This window comes from Leminorella grimontii ATCC 33999 = DSM 5078 (assembly GCF_000439085.1).
GTDB lineage: Bacteria > Pseudomonadota > Gammaproteobacteria > Enterobacterales > Enterobacteriaceae > Leminorella > Leminorella grimontii.
On sequence record NZ_AUUA01000027.1, the window covers coordinates 1 to 15,857 of the forward strand.

At 45.9% G+C, this 15,857-nt stretch carries 23 protein-coding genes and 3 pseudogenes; 7 read left to right on the plus strand and 19 right to left on the minus strand.

Annotated features, from left to right (window positions below; translation table 11 throughout):
* Positions 1-190: 190 nt before the first annotated feature.
* The 18 genes and pseudogenes from G544_RS22415 to G544_RS0117620 all read right to left on the minus strand — a co-directional run bounded on the left by G544_RS22415 (position 191) and on the right by G544_RS0117620 (position 10,766).
* Positions 191-370, minus strand: a complete 180-nt coding sequence (locus tag G544_RS22415) for a hypothetical protein (RefSeq protein ID WP_027275801.1) — start codon at positions 368-370, stop codon at positions 191-193.
* Positions 371-821: 451 nt separating this feature from the next.
* Complete coding sequence (locus G544_RS0117545) at positions 822-1,205, minus strand: hypothetical protein (protein WP_027275802.1); 384 nt, start codon at positions 1,203-1,205, stop codon at positions 822-824.
* Between the two features lie 134 nt (positions 1,206-1,339).
* On the minus strand, positions 1,340-1,777 hold the full coding sequence (locus tag G544_RS22240) for a lysis protein (protein ID WP_161624129.1): 438 nt from the start codon (positions 1,775-1,777) through the stop codon (positions 1,340-1,342).
* A gap of 14 nt (positions 1,778-1,791) precedes the next feature.
* Entirely contained in the window at positions 1,792-2,184 is a 393-nt protein-coding gene (locus tag G544_RS0117555; protein ID WP_027275803.1) for a M15 family metallopeptidase, read from the minus strand.
* Positions 2,177-2,581 carry a phage holin family protein gene (locus tag G544_RS0117560; RefSeq protein WP_027275804.1) on the minus strand — a complete coding sequence of 135 codons (405 nt, stop codon included), beginning with the start codon at positions 2,579-2,581 and terminating at the stop codon, positions 2,177-2,179. Before G544_RS0117560 ends, G544_RS0117555 begins: the two co-directional genes overlap by 8 nt.
* A gap of 648 nt (positions 2,582-3,229) precedes the next feature.
* The gene (locus G544_RS22015) at positions 3,230-3,832 is read right to left on the minus strand and encodes an ORF6N domain-containing protein (protein WP_081650828.1); all 603 of its coding nucleotides are present in this window, start codon (positions 3,830-3,832) and stop codon (positions 3,230-3,232) included.
* Between the two features lie 274 nt (positions 3,833-4,106).
* Complete coding sequence (locus tag G544_RS0117570) at positions 4,107-4,454, minus strand: antiterminator Q family protein (protein ID WP_027275805.1); 348 nt, start codon at positions 4,452-4,454, stop codon at positions 4,107-4,109.
* Positions 4,451-5,035 carry a recombination protein NinG gene (locus G544_RS0117575; RefSeq protein ID WP_211218913.1) on the minus strand — a complete coding sequence of 195 codons (585 nt, stop codon included), beginning with the start codon at positions 5,033-5,035 and terminating at the stop codon, positions 4,451-4,453. Before G544_RS0117575 ends, G544_RS0117570 begins: the two co-directional genes overlap by 4 nt.
* Positions 5,032-5,322: a hypothetical protein gene (locus tag G544_RS0117580; protein ID WP_134389094.1), complete on the minus strand. Its 291-nt coding sequence runs from the start codon at positions 5,320-5,322 to the stop codon at positions 5,032-5,034. Before G544_RS0117580 ends, G544_RS0117575 begins: the two co-directional genes overlap by 4 nt.
* Positions 5,319-5,774, minus strand: coding sequence for a recombination protein NinB (locus G544_RS0117585; RefSeq protein WP_027275808.1), 456 nt, complete (start codon positions 5,772-5,774; stop codon positions 5,319-5,321). The genes G544_RS0117580 and G544_RS0117585 overlap by 4 nt, the downstream gene beginning before the upstream one ends.
* A pseudogene (locus G544_RS22535) lies at positions 5,774-6,520 on the minus strand (DnaB-like helicase C-terminal domain-containing protein); the annotation flags it as partial. The pseudogene G544_RS22535 and the gene G544_RS0117585, both read right to left, overlap by 1 nt.
* Positions 6,521-6,796: 276 nt before the next feature.
* Positions 6,797-8,242, minus strand: a pseudogene (locus tag G544_RS22540) (DnaB-like helicase N-terminal domain-containing protein); the annotation flags it as partial.
* Positions 8,196-9,116 (minus strand): hypothetical protein, encoded by a 921-nt coding sequence (locus G544_RS0117595; protein ID WP_027275810.1) that lies wholly within the window; start codon positions 9,114-9,116, stop codon positions 8,196-8,198. The pseudogene G544_RS22540 and the gene G544_RS0117595, both read right to left, overlap by 47 nt.
* On the minus strand, positions 9,109-9,342 hold the full coding sequence (locus tag G544_RS22805; protein WP_446669704.1) for a DUF2740 family protein: 234 nt from the start codon (positions 9,340-9,342) through the stop codon (positions 9,109-9,111). The genes G544_RS0117595 and G544_RS22805 overlap by 8 nt, the downstream gene beginning before the upstream one ends.
* Complete coding sequence (locus G544_RS0117605) at positions 9,249-9,512, minus strand: hypothetical protein (RefSeq protein ID WP_027275811.1); 264 nt, start codon at positions 9,510-9,512, stop codon at positions 9,249-9,251. The genes G544_RS22805 and G544_RS0117605 overlap by 94 nt, the downstream gene beginning before the upstream one ends.
* Before the next feature lie 56 nt (positions 9,513-9,568).
* On the minus strand, positions 9,569-10,000 hold the full coding sequence (locus G544_RS22245; protein WP_154656334.1) for a hypothetical protein: 432 nt from the start codon (positions 9,998-10,000) through the stop codon (positions 9,569-9,571).
* Positions 10,001-10,021: 21 nt separating this feature from the next.
* Positions 10,022-10,489, minus strand: coding sequence for a YmfL family putative regulatory protein (locus G544_RS0117615; RefSeq protein WP_027275812.1), 468 nt, complete (start codon positions 10,487-10,489; stop codon positions 10,022-10,024).
* A gap of 46 nt (positions 10,490-10,535) precedes the next feature.
* On the minus strand, positions 10,536-10,766 hold the full coding sequence (locus G544_RS0117620) for a transcriptional regulator (RefSeq protein WP_027275813.1): 231 nt from the start codon (positions 10,764-10,766) through the stop codon (positions 10,536-10,538).
* Between the two features lie 107 nt (positions 10,767-10,873).
* Here G544_RS0117620 and G544_RS0117625 point away from each other — a divergent pair, with 107 nt between their 5' ends.
* Entirely contained in the window at positions 10,874-11,602 is a 729-nt protein-coding gene (locus tag G544_RS0117625; RefSeq protein WP_245614585.1) for a S24 family peptidase, read from the plus strand.
* A gap of 412 nt (positions 11,603-12,014) precedes the next feature.
* Positions 12,015-13,037, plus strand: coding sequence for a hypothetical protein (locus tag G544_RS0117630; protein ID WP_027275815.1), 1,023 nt, complete (start codon positions 12,015-12,017; stop codon positions 13,035-13,037).
* Between the two features lie 577 nt (positions 13,038-13,614).
* Here G544_RS0117630 and G544_RS0117640 read toward each other — a convergent pair.
* On the minus strand, positions 13,615-13,971 hold the full coding sequence (locus tag G544_RS0117640) for a hypothetical protein (RefSeq protein ID WP_147654625.1): 357 nt from the start codon (positions 13,969-13,971) through the stop codon (positions 13,615-13,617).
* A 361-nt stretch (positions 13,972-14,332) separates the two neighbouring features.
* Between G544_RS0117640 and G544_RS22250 the strand changes: the two genes are divergently transcribed.
* From G544_RS22250 to G544_RS0117665, 5 genes and pseudogenes are all read left to right on the plus strand, one after another.
* Positions 14,333-14,503 (plus strand): DUF1391 family protein, encoded by a 171-nt coding sequence (locus G544_RS22250; protein WP_134389096.1) that lies wholly within the window; start codon positions 14,333-14,335, stop codon positions 14,501-14,503.
* A gap of 16 nt (positions 14,504-14,519) precedes the next feature.
* Positions 14,520-14,768, plus strand: coding sequence for a hypothetical protein (locus tag G544_RS0117650; protein ID WP_027275817.1), 249 nt, complete (start codon positions 14,520-14,522; stop codon positions 14,766-14,768).
* A 2-nt stretch (positions 14,769-14,770) separates the two neighbouring features.
* Positions 14,771-14,980 carry a hypothetical protein gene (locus G544_RS0117655; RefSeq protein WP_027275818.1) on the plus strand — a complete coding sequence of 70 codons (210 nt, stop codon included), beginning with the start codon at positions 14,771-14,773 and terminating at the stop codon, positions 14,978-14,980.
* A gap of 10 nt (positions 14,981-14,990) precedes the next feature.
* Positions 14,991-15,206 (plus strand): Lar family restriction alleviation protein, encoded by a 216-nt coding sequence (locus G544_RS22760; protein ID WP_071783416.1) that lies wholly within the window; start codon positions 14,991-14,993, stop codon positions 15,204-15,206.
* A 470-nt stretch (positions 15,207-15,676) separates the two neighbouring features.
* Positions 15,677-15,857 (plus strand): annotated as a pseudogene (locus G544_RS0117665) (hypothetical protein); the annotation flags it as partial.

Sequence of the window (15,857 nt, forward strand, 5' to 3'; positions counted from 1 at the left end):
ATCCGTTAACTGGAAAGGCTCAAGAAGAGGCCAGGATACTGACGTCTATATATTTGAAGAAGTAAACGAATCTGGGGAGACCGTAGCCAAATACGAGGTTGAGTCATCTACCTCAATTCATCCGCCATTTAATGCGTCCCTATCTTATTCAAAGATACAATAGCGAGCCTGGCGGCCATGGTCGCCATTTTCATTCTCTTTTACACACACCCATAGCATCGAGCGTGATTGTCTTTTCGCCGTCGGTGACTGTTGCCACGGCTCCGGCTTTGACGTTAATTAGTGTGATATTATTGCCTTCGGCGTGACGATAAGACGCAGCGTTGCATCCTGCGAGAAGAGCAGCCAGGAGGATGATTGATAGCTTCACTGACTAGCCTCCAAAGAAGCGCATCTTTCAAACACCAACTCCATCGTGAGGCACTTATAAATTAGCCAGTTGAAGTGGAGGAGCGACTCAGCAACAAAAACCCACTTCATTTTTGGTTTTACCGATACTTTGTAAATCAATGAACCCGTAGCCATGGCTTACCTCTGGACATAAAAAAGACCGCGAAAGCGGCCTGAATGGAATATTGTGCTGGGTGATAAAATAAAACACTGGGGAATTTGGAGACCACGAAGCCATCAGAGTTATATAAAATTCTAAAATTCCCGCAATACACCCAGGCGCTATAGAATTTTATAAACTGCGTAACGTCTCGAAGATTTGAACGACGGAGCTTGTTCATTCGCCTGCATTCGATATCATCACCATGTCGTTTTCATACAGCGATAAATAGATTAGTTATCGCCCCTCTCCGGAGGGGCTTTTTATTGGCTTACTTCACTGCTTCAATCGTGGCCCCGTGGGAGTTCATGACATACACTTGGTCGCCTGGATAGATATATTGATACTGAACCCCATCGAACGCCTGATGCCGAGCACTAATAGGACTTTCATAGTCCTTGATCAGAATGGCGATAGCGTCTTCATCAAGAACGTCGGCGCGTTCGCTGACGATTAGTTCTTCTTCTTGTAGCGGCTTTGTGCCCTCAGCATCTTCGTATACCGCCGGTAGCCAAATTGCAAAGTCTGGGTTCGAATGGTCGTTAGTTTGCGCCAGCACGTCATTAAATCGCTCTGAGTCAGCTCTAGCTATAGTGATGCTTGGCAACTCACAGATGTGCGTCACACCATTGATAATCGTTTTTACTGTAAACATTCTTCTTTTCCTTCTTCGTCTTCTGATAAAAAAGCCCCGCTAATGCGAGGCGTTGTGTTCGCCAGCTTCCCGCTGTTTCTCAACAGTGATAGCTGACTTGCTGTCATCACAGCCATTAAGATTGACCACCCCCGTTATTGAGATAGACAAACGTTTGTGATGTAGCTCTGCAAATACTCTATTTTTGCCCTGTCTCTGATGATTTCTGCCCTGATATCGAAAACAGTTCGTCCAGCATCTTGAGAGAGTTCGACGGCGGTGTCATTGACCACGCTGCCGGTGGAGGTGGCTGGACATTTGGCTTTGATGCGCAGCCGCTTATTAGCAGCGGTAAGCTCAGAGCGAAGACGGTCATTTTCAGATTCGGAAGCATGTAGTTTCTCCGTTACTCGCTTGTCCAGCTCCGCCGCATGGCGCTGTGCTGCGTTCATCTTCTCGATAGTGCCGTTCGCAGCTTTTAGCTCAGCAGTAAGCGCGGTGTTATCGCTTTCAAGCTGTCCGTTGACAGACCAGAGATAGCAGATGGCCGAGATAAGAATAAAAAAAGCCGCAGTGGCGGCCAGCGTCAACATTGCTCGCAAACTCGTCATGCCGGTATCTCTACGTGCGGAGCGTCGAGGAACTTAGCTGGCGGGTCATTCGGGTTATCTGTCCACGTAATACCGAACCGCAAATTTACACCCAGCTCACAACCTGCTTTATGCATCGCATTGAGTACCGGCATCCAGTCGTTATGGCTATTCCAGTTAGCGCCGACCGGCAGCAGGTCAACAGCATTCCCGCTTAGATGGCGCGAGTTCATTGTCTTTGATGAGCCATTCATCACTAGCTGGCGCTGGCGGGCTTCTGTTCGCTTACCTTCAATGATAGTGAAGTCTCGCTCAGTAAGTTCCAGTGCACGACGGACGACTTTAACAAGCTCAGGATTGACGCCGCGTAAATTCTCTTCACTGCGATTGCTGAATTTGAAGCTACCCATTATCACGCTCTCCCTTTACCGCCAGCAAAATAGACTTACCGCGCCTCAGCAGCGCCATTCCGATTTCGCGAATAACTTTCGCCCCCAACCCGCCGATAGCGGCAAAGACAAAAAGCTCAAGGTCTCGCTGGTCAACGGGCGTCAGAACGCCGCTCATCAACGGGAAGCTCTCTATTACCCTGACAATCATCGGTGTAACTACAGGCGTTGATGTGACAGCAACGACACCGGTAATGGCGGCATCAACAAACGCCGCCTTTATTTTTCCACCGCCGTACATGACCCGCGAAAACGTCAGGGTGGCGGCAATTATTCCGCCGTTTACCCAGCTTGAGTTCGCCGAGTACCACGCCGCCATAGCCGCGAAAAAGTCGCGATAGTTGTTGTGCATACGCATATACGCACCTCCCATTCACAAGAGGCGTCCATTTGATTAATAGGGTTAGCCCTCAGTCGTAGCCACTGAGTATATGAGGGTGTGTGTTGGCGTTTGGCTGGGGCTAAATACGAAAAAGCCCCGACAGGTGTCAGGGCTTGAAATTCGTCATTTACTTGACATCCTCCCCGCCCTGAAGGACGGGGTTTTACGGCGCACCTGATAAATGCGCCGGCTGCGCCTTCGAGCTGGGAAAACAACACGCCATGCTAGGAATCAAGAAGTCAAAGGACGATTCAGTTCTTGCCAATCTTCCCTACAGCCAAGCTGGCTCAGTTCGACATAGAGATGCATTTTCAGCTTATTGTGCAGGTTACGACTTTGTAATGAGCATGGCACAGAGAATGGCCGCATAACGCTACATTAAACTATAGAGCCAAGGCCGCCTATGAGCGGCCTTTTTATAATGCCACGCCCCCGCCGGTATGCAGGTACTAACGATTGCCTGCGACTGGGGAGGTGTGGGCTCTGACAATGCGCCCTTCCTGAGCGGCACCTTCCAAAAAAGAAAACCCCGCCGGAGCGAGGTTTGAAATGTTCGTTAGTGCAACCGATACAACTAGTTCACTATAACAGAATATACCGTGCGAACGTTCGAGCGTCAAGCATTTAGTAGATGCGTGGCCGTTGGCCGCTGGTGAGCCTGCTGTTCAGGCTCTTCTCAAGATGCATGAGAAAGGCAAAGCCATCTTGGTAGTGGTTGCATAAGCGGCTGGCGAGCGGGGATTCCATCTTTTTAAGTGCTGGGTAGATGCTCTCCTTCCACTCGGTGTAGATGAGCCGGTAGTGGGACATCAGCGCATTGATGTTGTAAGCGTCGCGTTCTTCTTGGGTAATTGCGACAACAGCAACCTGTGACTCTTGACGCTGATTGAAGTAGCAGTCCTCAAGTTTTTCGAAGACTTCCCATGCTTGGTCGGTTTCAAGCATCTTAGCGTGGCGGGCTGCTCCGCGCTCTGTCCAGAGGATGAGGCTGCGGGTTTTGGGGGAGATTTGTAACTGACTTATTGTCAGTCGCAAACTTTTAAGCCCTTCGCCAGTGGCTTTAAAGAAATGTTTTCCTTCGATGAAGCGCCCTGCATTGCGCTTATGGTTTTGTTGAATGTTATTCTCATCTGCACCATAAAGCTGCGCCAGCAATTCAGTAGTGATGACTGGGATTTGGTTATAGGCGATTGGAGAAAGAGTTTCAGCAGTAATTCGCGTCGTCATGGGGATATTCCTCTTCAGTAAAGAATTATCACCACCGTCAGGTCTCAATCTTAGGGTGGTGAGACGTACAGGGTTGAGACTACCGGCTGAAAAGGACCCGGCGAGCCTTTCGGCTCCCCTGCACGCCCCACCATTATTTGGATATGGTCATGCATCGTGCACAAAAAAACCGCTTAGCGCGGCTGTGCGCTTTTCAGATATCCGGGGTCTCAATCCCGACGCCAGATTTTGCTGGCGTTTGGTGACTATAGCCCCGAACATCTGAATTAGTCAACTATGCGGCTGCTTTCATCATCTGAAGCATTCCCGCGATAAAGTACTCCCCCTTACCTAACCGCTCCTTCACATAGCTATTACTACGCTCCATGTGTTTACCAATAACCTTGATAGAAATATGGTGAACATAGGTCAGGCAAACGATGTTGTACTCTTCAATGCTGTACTGCTTGAGATGGCAAACAGCGGCGTCTACTTTCTGAAACTCATCATCACCAAGCGTTGGTCGGTATTCGCTTTCCCTGTCCGCGCCTTCGATTCCGACGGCCTTAGATGCATACTCAGTCCCTGTTTTGTCGCTATTCGTGTTGCCCCAGGCGGTCAACAGGTCTTTGATATCTTTCATGCCGCTGCCCTCACCTCTTTCAGCTGTTTAATCTTGTGCCGGTAAAACTCGCGAATACCCTTCAACTCTTCCACCGACGGTCTGTGCGGCTTCGGCACCACCTCCAGCGCCTCTACCCTTTTGAGCCCAATTTTTCCAATCAATGCAGGCCGGTATTTGTCGATGTTTCCTGATAGATACAGATTGCAGGGTTGACATTGGCGATGAACATTATCTTCGTTAAATCGGAGGTCTGGCCGCGCCGCCGTCGTCTTGAAATGGCCAGCGTGATACTGGCCTTCGTGATGGCGTCCGCAGCTGATACAGGGAAAATCGGCGTCGCGCAGCCGGATATACTCGTTGAAAACTTTCTGCGTCGCTTTTACGTGGTCGTTGTACGGCTTCAGCGCGGCTTTGCGAGCCTTTAACGCCTTCCTAATCTCTTTCTCTTCCTTCCGCGCTTTCTCTTGCCTGACGAACTTTAAGGCGCACTGTCCACGTTGACAGACCTTTTGACCGATGCGCATTTTTACGAACTTGTTGCCGCAAATGGGGCAGTCGTATTCTTTTCTTGGCTTTAGACTCCGCTTTATATCTGTCACAGCTCAACCTCCATCATTTTTGCCCTTTCATCAAGAGCAGCGCTAAGCCTGATGCTGTGATTAATGGCGTACTGCTTCCCTCTTAAGCTCTTTGTCATCACTCCGGCCTGCTCCCATAGTTTTATCGCTCGGCGATACCACCCACGCTTTTCGTGGCTCAGCGCTAACCGGCACGTATCGAAAAAGTCATTAGTCCCTCTGAAGCACCATTCCTTTTCACTGCAATCACGATATCCGAGCGGCGTATAGTCGATTTCTCTGCTCAGTTCGGCGTTGGTTTTCATCACGCAGCCCTCCGATCGCCGAACCGTTTAGCCCACTCAATCTCTTGTTTTGACTTTTCACTGAAAACGACACCTTTCTCTGTTCCGAACCAATACGCAGCCTCGATTACCTCTATCATTTCTGACTTACGCATTTTGCTGGTTCGGTGGCCGAATCTGACATAGCCGCCCGTGATGCCTGGTGCTTGTCGGCGTTCCTGTCTCTTTGTTTCTGCCACTAAATCAGTAATCAGGTCTTTCCAGTCTTCCTCGTCATAGCGATTACCAAACCAAATAACCTGTTCTGAAATGTCCTTTAGCAACGGCCACATCTTGCTATTCTGTAATTTGGTTCTTTTAGGCTCCTGAATGACCACTTCAAGCGGACTCTTGCTATCAAGTGGCTGATTGCGTATTGAATCGATGGCATTAGATCGAACCTGTTCGCTTACTAGATAAAAGGTTTGTTTGTTCATCAAAATCCCCCTTTCTTCGCGTAACGCCTCGGTTGCTCGTTTTGGCTCTGTTCTCTTGCTTGTTTTGCTGTTGCTTGGTCTACGTCATAAATCGCACCATTCCTCTGCTCGGCATACACAACACCGGTTTCGCCGTGGCGGTTTAAGCGAAGGAGTAATTCCGTGTCTTGTTGGTTCGCGTTCTCGTCGTAAGCGCCCTCTCGGTAAATGCCCAGCCAGTAGTCGCAGTCCTGCTCTATCTGTCCTGTGTCGCGTGAATCGCTGGGTAATGGGCGTTTGTTGGTTCGTTTCTCAAGGTCTCGGTTAAGTTGCGTTAGCAGCACGACAACGCAATTAAGCTCTTTTGCTAAAGCCTTTAAGCCCTTCGTAATGATTCCGTATGCTAAGTCGTTACGCTCGGCTTTCTCGGCTTTCATCAGGGTCAAATAGTCAACTAGAACCATTCCTACTGCACCACGCTCACGCTTGATTCGGCGGCTTTCAGAGACGATATGAGCAAGAGATAAGCCCGGCGTGTCGTCGATGTAGAGATTCCTGTTCTCCGCGAGACTTAGCCCCTTAGCGGAGGCCAACGCAAAGCGGTTATCGTCGTATCCGTCGAGATAGAAGTTTGAAGGGCTAACGCCTGAGATTTGAGACACAGAGCGCTCTACAATCTGCTCTTCTGGCATCTCAAGGCTGAACATAATTGCGGGTAGGTTTTCTTCAGTGGCGCAGTGAATAGCCATCTTCAGATACAGGGTGGTGTTGTGAGTAACAATATAGTCATTTGTCACATATAGGTGGCTAGGATGAGATACCATGATACAAAGGCATTCTTCCGGTAAAATTTCTATAACTGACTTAATTCCAACGCCACGATTACCTAGTCTATTGACACCTAAATTCTCACGGAGGCGAGGAGATTCGATCCTTGCCAAAATTGAATCTGGCAGTCGAAGACTTACCATGTGTGCGTCTAGTCCTTGATGCACCTCACCTTTGTAGGTGTAAGCAATGTCAGAACGCAACGTTTCACGTGCTACTCCACCGAGAGAGCGAACTAGCCTAACTAATCCTTCCGCGAGAGCCTTGCTTGATGATGAAAATCGAATGCAGCCAAATTTTTCAACCCAGCCATCTGTTTCTAACAGTCCAGCCATAACGCCAATTCGGGTTTCTTTGTTTGATGAAAAAATAAATTCAGGGATTTCTTTTTGAGATGCCGTTTTGCCAATCAGACCGAAATTACGCAGTCGTTCAAGAAGTGGATTTTTACAGCCTTTTTTGTTAGTGATCACATAGTCATTTTCCGCCACTTTCACAAATCTAAGAGGCGAAATGCTATTAGCCATTCTGTTAAGAATATAATCTTCTGAGTTGGTGAACTTAACACCTCTGGTTAATGACCCATCACCCAACAGCGCGCCTAATACCCATCCATCAATTAATTGAGTATTTTTCCCAAAGTCACCACTCACAGCAGGAACACAAATCCTTCCTTGATAACGAGTTTTTTCCAACATGTCCGCTAGTTTGTCGGTATCAACAACCCGGGAACCATTAAACTTTGAAGATAAGATCTCCCATAAGTGAGAATCAGCCGCTTTTACCACCCGGCCATCTTCAAATGTCACCTGGTACATTCTGCGTACCCCTTGAGGGAAAACGCCGGTAACCACGGATCTACATCCATCTACAGATGCGATTTCCTGACCAACTTGAATTTCGCCGTGAGTTGTCCACTCGCCATCTGAGAGTAAAATCTTAGCGTCCATCGCCATTGCTTTACCCATCTTTGGTCGAGCGCCGACAACAAACAGCGAGCCTTTAACGATGCGCTTTGGTTCAAGCATGGCGTCAAGCGATGGAATACCGCTTGTCAGGCCATTGGCCGATGAATCCCCATCCAGACGCTTATCAACAACATCGACCCAGCGCCCAAAAGCTTCAGCAAAAGGCACGGCTCCGCGTGAAAATCCGGCCTTGGTTTTAGTATCAAGCTGCATAGCCAGCGACTGAAACTGTTCAAGTTTTTGCGCCGTCGTCATGCTGCTGGGTGTATAAAAAACCTCCAGAATTCTATTGGCCTGCTCTATCGCTGTGCGTTCAGCGTATTTATCTTTCACCACATTGGCGTAGGCCAATACATTCGCAGTGCTTGGCGTGTTTTTAGAGACTTCAGCCAAGTAAGCGTAACCACCAACGTTATCAATTTCGCCCATGCTTTCTAGGCGGCCGCTAACTGTTTGCCAGTCAATTGTCTGATTTGCTCGATTCATGTCGAGCATTACGCCGTAAATCGTCCGATGCTGGCGGTTGTAGAACATCTCAGGGGTCAGGAATGAAAAAACCTTTTGCACTCTGTCGCTCTGAGCATCAAGTATCACAGAGCCGATCACTGATTGCTCTGCGTCGATACTATGCGGGGGAACCATAAAATCAGCGGTCATCCTTGCCCCCTTCACGTACTTGCAAATAGACCTCATCGTTCAGGAAATAATCTAATCCTTTTTTATGCCATGTTTTCCCTGAACGATTGTCCTGACGGTCTTCCAACATCCAGCGGCAGTTTGTTGCAACGTAAGTTAAATATGACTTCCAGCTTTCCAGCGTGAACGGCTGTCCATCAAGTTGGCGGGTAATTTTTGAAGCCTTCGCCCAAAACGTGCGGATCATGTTACGGCGCCTATCAGTCAGCGCACGAACGCCCTTAGCCTCAGGCAGTATGTCGTGATAGACAGAAACTACATCCTCGCAGCTTAGTGATGATTTTTTCTTGGCCGGATTTGTCTGTTGAATTACTTCTTGCTGGGAAGGTGTATCAGCGCCAGCTGAATCACAATCTATTACGTTAGTAATAGATATATTAAGTACTTCATTAGTTGTGGCACTTTGTTGGCATTCTGCTGGCACAACCTCTTCTGAACACCTTGCTATACCTGATTTAACGTTGGCATTCTGTTGGCATTCTGTTGGCACTAAATTTAGCTGATAATCGTCATATTTTATGACCGTGATTTTGGTAAAAAACTTGGTTGACTCCATGTGAATCATTCCGAGTTTTACGAACTTATTTAGTAGATATTTAACGCGATCTGACTTAATGCCGGTCTCTGTAACTAGCGACGTTCTGCCAGTAATAAACTGCCCTCTTCCAATGCTAATCTCTCCCAGCTGAGTCATAACTGTTTTTGGAGCATAATTAGCCATCAGAATCACATGAAGCCACATGTGAACGGCTTCTGAATCAGTCTTATAAAACGGCACATCAGTTATTTTACGATGTAGCAATGCAAACCCCTTAGCAGCGCTATCCTGCTCTCTCGCGGGCTTTTGTTTAAACTGAAGCACATTACCCATGTCGATGCTCCTTCACTGACTTCTTCGCTTCCTCTAACGCCTTTCGCGCTTTCTCACATTGCTTAGCAAGGGGGAATAAAACGGCGTCTCTGATAATGTGCTTATGCAGCCTTTCTTGTTCTTCTAAGCGCTTCATAGGTCCGCCCTCTTCGTCAATTGATAGCGATAGTGGACGCGACCCGTTTTCTCGTTCTTGAACGCCTGGCGCGTCTTCCTGTAGCCGCATTGGGTGGCTTCACGAATGCGGGCGCTGATGGACGTCTCTTGGTCGTGTAGGCCGAACTCTTTTCTTATCTGGCGCTGTATTTCTGTGAGAGTGAATGAACCGCGAGTGGCGATATCAATAACGCGCTGAAGCTGGGTAACAGGCTTGTTATTTGGTTGATTTATGTTCATAATGTTTTAGAACCTCAACTATTTTTAAATGGTTAACAGACCGTGAAGTTGCAGCTTCACGGTTTTTCTTTAACTTTTATCTGTTTAAAGGGTTTGCCATGGACGTTGCTCTCTTCATCTCCACCATTAAAAATTCCGTCAGCGCCCTTTCCGCAATTCAAAGCAACGAAGTCCTTAGAGAGAGGATTGCCTTCATCTATGAGCAAATGGACGTAGTTCTGAAATCCTACGAATCGGCCCAAAAAGAACTGTCCGAGACGAAAGAAAAGCTTGTAGAACTTGAGAAGCAAATAGCGGCTTACCGAGAAAAAGACGAGTTTGTCCAACACATGGGAGCGGCCTTTAGAAAAAATCCCGCTGGCGGCTACATCTTGGCGGCGTATTGCCCCAACTGTCTTAAACAGGTCGGAAGTAGTTTTGATGATTTCCCTTTCTATTGCCCCACGTGCGGATGGTCGTCTAGCTTTAATGGCTATGATCTTTCTCATATCATGAAGTCCTTACCTTAATTACTGATCTCGTGAGTTAACGCGAATGGTGGCGGATATCTCAGCAATACGAGCGGCGATCTCTTTGTAGATGGCCTCCCATATGAGCTTCTTCTCGGCCTTGTCAATAACGCCGTCATTGTTGATAGATTCATGAATAAGCTTGTCCACTTCGCCACGAACGACATCAGCAAAAAGGCTCAAAGCGTGTAACTCAACGTTATCCAGTTCGCTAACTTCAGGAAGTTGATATGCAGCACACCCTGCCCGCTGGGCGAAATAGTCGGCCACAAAGTGTGTCTTGCTAAAGTCCTGTAGCGATTCGAGTTCGTCGATAGAAAAGAACCGAGTCCCGTTCATCTCATACAGTCGGTTTTTAAACTGCATTTCAGTCAAGCCGAGGCGATGAGCTGCAACAGATCGACCACCATCAATGTGTTCAACCATCTTGTTAATCATCTCTACGCGGCCTAAACATGGTTTGCTCATCGTCTAGTATCCCTATCGATATCAATGCGGTACTGTGTACGCATGGTTAAGCGGCTTTGGTTGGGTGAGGGAAAATATCTCCGAGATCTGGGCGAATTTGATAAGCAGGAACGCCGCCATTGGTGGCTATCTCAATGCGCTTTGCATTTTCGGCTGATACTTTTTTCTTTCCGTGTAACCAAGCCCACACGGACGGTTGCTTGACACCACAAGCTTTCGCTAATTTTTGCTGGCTACCGACAATCTCGATAGCTAGGCCGATAGCTTTATTACTCATAAAAGACCTCCAGTTATTAATTACAGCAAGAATAGCCAAAGCTATGCAAAAAGTAAATATCTTTGGATATTTGATTTCTTATAGCCGTGGCTATATAAGTTAACTTTATGAAACTAGAAACTTTTGCAGACAGATTAAATTTCGCGATGAATGAAGGGGGCTATACGCAAGCATCCCTAGGGCAAGCTATTGGTATGTCTCAGCCAAGCGTTTGGAAATTGACCACAGGTAAAACTCAGAACACTAGGAAGATGTACCAAATAGCGAAAGTTCTTGGCGTCAGACCTGAATGGCTAGAGGAAGGTAGCGGACCAATGCGGGAAGGGCCAGCAACGGAGCAGAGCCCTAACGCGTCAACATTTAAGTTTTCCCACTTGAAAGTAAAAGAATGGGAAAGCCTAGATGAAAAAGAAAGAGACGAGTATGTAGAAGTCCCTCTACTGAACATTTCTTTGTCAGCGGGGAATGGGGGTTATGTAATCGATGAATCATCAGAGTTTGGCTTGACATTCAGACATTACTATCTAAAAAAAGTCGGCGTCCCGATCGCCGCAGCCCGAGTAGTTAGAGTGACGGGAAATAGCATGGAGCCAACACTACATGATGGTGATGTTGTTGGTGTAAACACTCAGGACACAGTCATTAGAGATGGCAAAACTTACGCTATAAGGCAAGGTGAACTGCTGAGAGTGAAAATTCTCATAGCAACACCTCAAACTGTCATAATTCGGTCAATAAACCGTGAAGAATACCCAGATGAAACGATGACAAAAGAAGAGTTTTCTGACGGCGTTGAAGTTATTGGCCGCGTGTTCTGGTCTTCACATACTTGGTAGCCAATCCCAAGCCTACAAGCGGCATGGTAGGAGAGATAGGTATAAAAGGTTTTATATACATCATTCTGTTCATCGCTTGCACCTTTCTTGTTGGGTGCTACATGGTTACCGTTTTGCATTTCTACACCGTCATTAGGCTGGGACTGGTAGATTTACTAGGTTTTAGATGATGCGCCGTAAACCCTCGTCCAATGCGGGCGGGGAGCAGTCACATGATGGATATACCTCAAGTGGATTGAATGGATGAACATGAATACTCTTCTATACATCATCGCTCTAGCCATCATCTGTGCTTTTATTGGCGCGGGGGCTACTTTGATTTTGACCCCGTGGGGCTGGTAGATCTGTCAGGTGTTGGGGGGTTTTGTTTTGACATATACTTTAAAAATCTTAATTGTTGAAAGGATTACCTATGTCTCGGGATGAAGTGCAAAAGGAAAGTAAAAAATCAAAGCCTAAAAAAGTAAGAATGAGAGCTTTTAGGGTAGAGAATTATGATTTATCTAAGAGCTCAAGTCCTGCTAAATCGCTCATACTTTCAAGACTGGATAGTACAGAAAGTGTCAAAGAACGATGCATGATTCTTAGTCCAGAAGATTCCAAGAAAGAACAAGATCTGATCTCATTTCATCAAGTTTCTGAAAAAAGTAAGTCAATATTTTGTACAATGATAAGGATATCCCCTAGCAATGAGGTGGAACAGATACCAAATGAGTTATTTAACAAAAAGTCTTTTACTATGGATGAGCTCAAAGACTCAGGAATAGAATCATCTGTCGTCTGCAAAAGTCATTTTTACTTTTGCATTAGTGATAATTACTTAGTAACAAATCTCCCTTTAAATAAAACAATTTCATCCCTTCAGACATATGTATGCTGGTTAACAAACAACGAACTCATAGAGTTCACGCCAATGATTGATAAAAAAAACCAGACACAACTAAAAGACTTAGATTTCATTAAGGTTAAAGATCCGGGTAAATCAAAAGAAGTAGAAGAAACTGAAGAGAAACAAAAAGAACATGACACAGCTCAGCCACCAGTAGTTTCTGAAGAAAAGAGCAAGACGTTTAAGATACCAGATATGATAATGAATATAATAAAATCGGCATTGTCAGATACAACCACCTATAGTGATTTGATTAATAATAAAATAGTATCCGCAGAGTTATTAATCAAATTTAACAAGCCAAGAAAAATGACCAATGAGGAATATGCTAAAATACTAGGGGCAACACTTAAGCCAGTTAGCGATCTTGATAACATTACATTCAAAAGAAAAGATGGAAAATCAGAAGTTAAAGGAAAGGAGCTCCTCAAGACAAAAACAGTTGACATTGAGATTACTGAAACTGGTAAACTGGTCGAGCAAATGGTTTTTCAGGAGATGAGCAAATACCTCATTGAAATAAAAAGTGAAGAAGAAACTCATTAATTTTACAGCAGTTTTTACTTTTAACTTAGTCTGTTCCTCCTTTTTTGAGCTACGGCCAGATACTTTTTTGATCTCCACACTATACACCGTCTCTGGCATTATGTTTTCTATTGGTCTCGGCTTAATCGTCACATTTAATATGTCTGGAGTGAGGAACAAAGGGTATATCAGTGAAATAAGACGCTCCCTAACAAGAGTAAGAAATTCATTCCTAATATACTTTAGTGTATCAACTATTTGCCTGATATTAAGTCAATATCTCCAAAAAATAAATTATTATATTGAAATTAAAGGATTTAATATCGTCTTTAGCTTCTCTGTCTTTTTCTGCATCCTTATTATTTATTCAATCATCTACTTTATAATAAATTTTTTAGAAGTGCAGAAACTTGGCTCTGATATCTTCGATAAAGTAAACCAAGAGGAAAGTAATTAACCCAGCCCGCCCCGCGCGGGCTTTTTCACACCTGTCAACTTTACCAGCTTGCGCCATTCAGCAACACTCCATAAGCTAACTATGTTCCCATCAGCAGTATTTTCTATCTCATATTAATGGAGTTGTCTCTACTTATCCCCGCTAGTCGGGGATTTTTTTCGCCCTAACAATCCACTCTCCGCGCTTCTCTGACTTTCTGACTGTCAACTCTTGCCCAGGACGCATAGCATTAAGTTCGCGCTCTAGCCCCTTCTCACTCACCTTAATTTCGCTTGGCTGTCTCTGTGACGGCGATTTATTACCGGCAGAAGGGAACCCGCCATTTGCCGCCCAATATATGCCAACGGCGCAAGCAACAAACAAAAACACCATAGAAAACATAAACGCTTTCACGCCTTCAGAGCATCTCACCGCCACAGCTAAACCCTCGCCAAAAATAAGAATGAGGCTATCAACCACGGCGAAATGATGGAAATTCATTGTGACGATCGATAACAAGACATTGATCGCTATTAACGATCAATTGTTTTTTTAACAGGCTCAGCCGGGCGAAGTGAAAATTTTTTCTGACTAAATTACTTTTATTATCAATAAAATATACCCAAAGAAATAAATAATATAACCAAGGCTATTTACAATGAATATATCTAAAGCTATATTTACCCCATCGAAGCACAACGCAGTACACGAAAGCCAGACCAGCTTTCCTACATTCGCAGAGATGCGCGGCGCGGTGGATGCCCTGTAAATCCGCCCCACCCCCGAGAGGGATATAGTGGCGTATGAGTTCTTGGTCAAAAGTTATACCAGGTGCCATTCATAGAGTGGCACCGAGTATAAAAATAATTGGGAGAAAAATATGTTTAAGCAAGTAGATTTTGGAAATAACGAATCATCATCTATCGGTGTATTTAAGAATGAAAATGGTTACACAGCTATGACATTTAGCAAGTCAAAGGACTTTAAAACAGAGCAAGGCGCTCTTAGCTGGTTAGCCCGACAAGGTATAGATATTAGTGAACTTAACTAATTGGAGCGGAAGAGCCATGAGCTACATACAGGAAAACATCCGGCTATTAAGTACCTTTTGCACGACAGACTCACGCACTGTACTGACCATGAAAACTTATGTGCTGCCGTGGGCTAAAGAGCGGTTAGAAGACCGTAAGCAACTCATGAAACTCGCTCAGTCAGTAGGAACACCATCACTGAGCGAATTCCTTGAAGAAGAAATAGAGGTGCTGACTGACGGTATCCTTTTATGTGAGCAACGACTAGCGGCTATAGGGGGTTAAGCATGCTTACCATCGGCGAAAAATACGAAACAAAGAACGGCCAATACTTCGAATATACCGAAGACAGGACTCAATTTGACCCTGGTTGGCCTTTCTTCGGCGAGGTGTTTAATCAGGATGGCAGTTTTGACCGAATTGCCTATTACCGCCCTAGCGGCAGATATACAGATAGCCGCCTTGGTTCAGGGTACGACTTGATTACTAGTCGTTGAGGGTTCAGAGATGAGCGAAAAATTAAAACCATGTCCATTTTGTGGTAGCGATAATGTCCACATTACCAGAACTGCTGGCTCTCTACATGATGAAACCGGTAGTTTTTACTATGTCAGCTGTTCAAGTTGCTGCGCTAAGTCAGGTAGTGAATTCTCACCAGGTGGGCGCTATACGAATGATTTGTATAAAGCGGTTTGTGACAGGTGGAATAAGCGCGCCAATTAGTGGTAGGCCCATCATAACAAGAGCAAAAGTGACGCTCCTACGGGAGCGCACAACCGCATGAGAATTGCAGGGTTTATGGCAAGCCTTCACGCCCAGACTCTGAGGCCAGTTCTCAGCCGCTTGTGATGTTCGTAAGCACGATGCAACGCTGGAAAGAGCAAAGCCCCGAAAATCAGCTGAGCCGCAGCAACTGGCGGCCAAGACAAAAAGTGAGCGGCGGGAAATAAGCGAGGGTAGCGCCTCGGTGTCACAACAACAAACCGCATGAACAACCAACAAACGGCAGCCTGTAAGGGGAACACCCGTTGAGGAAGAGGCATGGCCGGAACCGTAACCGGCACCCATTCAAAAGCGCACTCCAACTTTAACTTCACTATTCTGATAAATGGGGATTTTCATCGCCGGAGTGCGCTTCTTAATGCTAACAGTCGCGAAAGCGGCTTTTTTTGTACCTGAAATAAGGATTGAAAATGAAAAAGTTCGAACTTGTCGCTGAAATGACTAAGGAATTTTTCGGTAAAAAGCTGTTCCGCATTCGCGCACTCATCTCTTTTAGTGATGTTTCAGTAGGTGATTTGGGTGGCTGGGTTGAAAAAGAAAGCGCCCTAGATCAAGACGGCAATGCGTGGGTGTCCGGCGATGCGCAGGTGT

Excerpts from the sequence above, each read along its gene's own strand:
- G544_RS0117545 (WP_027275802.1), bottom strand. The coding sequence starts at position 1,205 with ATGTTTACAGTAAAAACGATTATCAATGGTGTGACGCACATCTGTGAG.
- G544_RS22240 (WP_161624129.1), bottom strand. The coding sequence starts at position 1,777 with ATGTTGACGCTGGCCGCCACTGCGGCTTTTTTTATTCTTATCTCGGCC.
- G544_RS0117555 (WP_027275803.1), bottom strand. The coding sequence starts at position 2,184 with ATGGGTAGCTTCAAATTCAGCAATCGCAGTGAAGAGAATTTACGCGGC.
- G544_RS0117560 (WP_027275804.1), bottom strand. The coding sequence starts at position 2,581 with ATGCGTATGCACAACAACTATCGCGACTTTTTCGCGGCTATGGCGGCG.
- G544_RS22015 (WP_081650828.1), bottom strand. The coding sequence starts at position 3,832 with ATGACGACGCGAATTACTGCTGAAACTCTTTCTCCAATCGCCTATAAC.
- G544_RS0117570 (WP_027275805.1), bottom strand. The coding sequence starts at position 4,454 with ATGAAAGATATCAAAGACCTGTTGACCGCCTGGGGCAACACGAATAGC.
- G544_RS0117585 (WP_027275808.1), bottom strand. The coding sequence starts at position 5,774 with ATGAACAAACAAACCTTTTATCTAGTAAGCGAACAGGTTCGATCTAAT.
- G544_RS0117595 (WP_027275810.1), bottom strand. The coding sequence starts at position 9,116 with ATGGGTAATGTGCTTCAGTTTAAACAAAAGCCCGCGAGAGAGCAGGAT.
- G544_RS22805 (WP_446669704.1), bottom strand. The coding sequence starts at position 9,342 with ATGCGGCTACAGGAAGACGCGCCAGGCGTTCAAGAACGAGAAAACGGG.
- G544_RS0117605 (WP_027275811.1), bottom strand. The coding sequence starts at position 9,512 with ATGAACATAAATCAACCAAATAACAAGCCTGTTACCCAGCTTCAGCGC.
- G544_RS22245 (WP_154656334.1), bottom strand. The coding sequence starts at position 10,000 with ATGAGAAAGATCATAGCCATTAAAGCTAGACGACCATCCGCACGTGGG.
- G544_RS0117615 (WP_027275812.1), bottom strand. The coding sequence starts at position 10,489 with ATGAGCAAACCATGTTTAGGCCGCGTAGAGATGATTAACAAGATGGTT.
- G544_RS0117620 (WP_027275813.1), bottom strand. The coding sequence starts at position 10,766 with ATGAGTAATAAAGCTATCGGCCTAGCTATCGAGATTGTCGGTAGCCAG.
- G544_RS0117625 (WP_245614585.1), top strand. The coding sequence starts at position 10,874 with ATGAAACTAGAAACTTTTGCAGACAGATTAAATTTCGCGATGAATGAA.
- G544_RS0117630 (WP_027275815.1), top strand. The coding sequence starts at position 12,015 with ATGTCTCGGGATGAAGTGCAAAAGGAAAGTAAAAAATCAAAGCCTAAA.
- G544_RS22250 (WP_134389096.1), top strand. The coding sequence starts at position 14,333 with ATGTTTAAGCAAGTAGATTTTGGAAATAACGAATCATCATCTATCGGT.
- G544_RS0117650 (WP_027275817.1), top strand. The coding sequence starts at position 14,520 with ATGAGCTACATACAGGAAAACATCCGGCTATTAAGTACCTTTTGCACG.
- G544_RS0117655 (WP_027275818.1), top strand. The coding sequence starts at position 14,771 with ATGCTTACCATCGGCGAAAAATACGAAACAAAGAACGGCCAATACTTC.
- G544_RS22760 (WP_071783416.1), top strand. The coding sequence starts at position 14,991 with ATGAGCGAAAAATTAAAACCATGTCCATTTTGTGGTAGCGATAATGTC.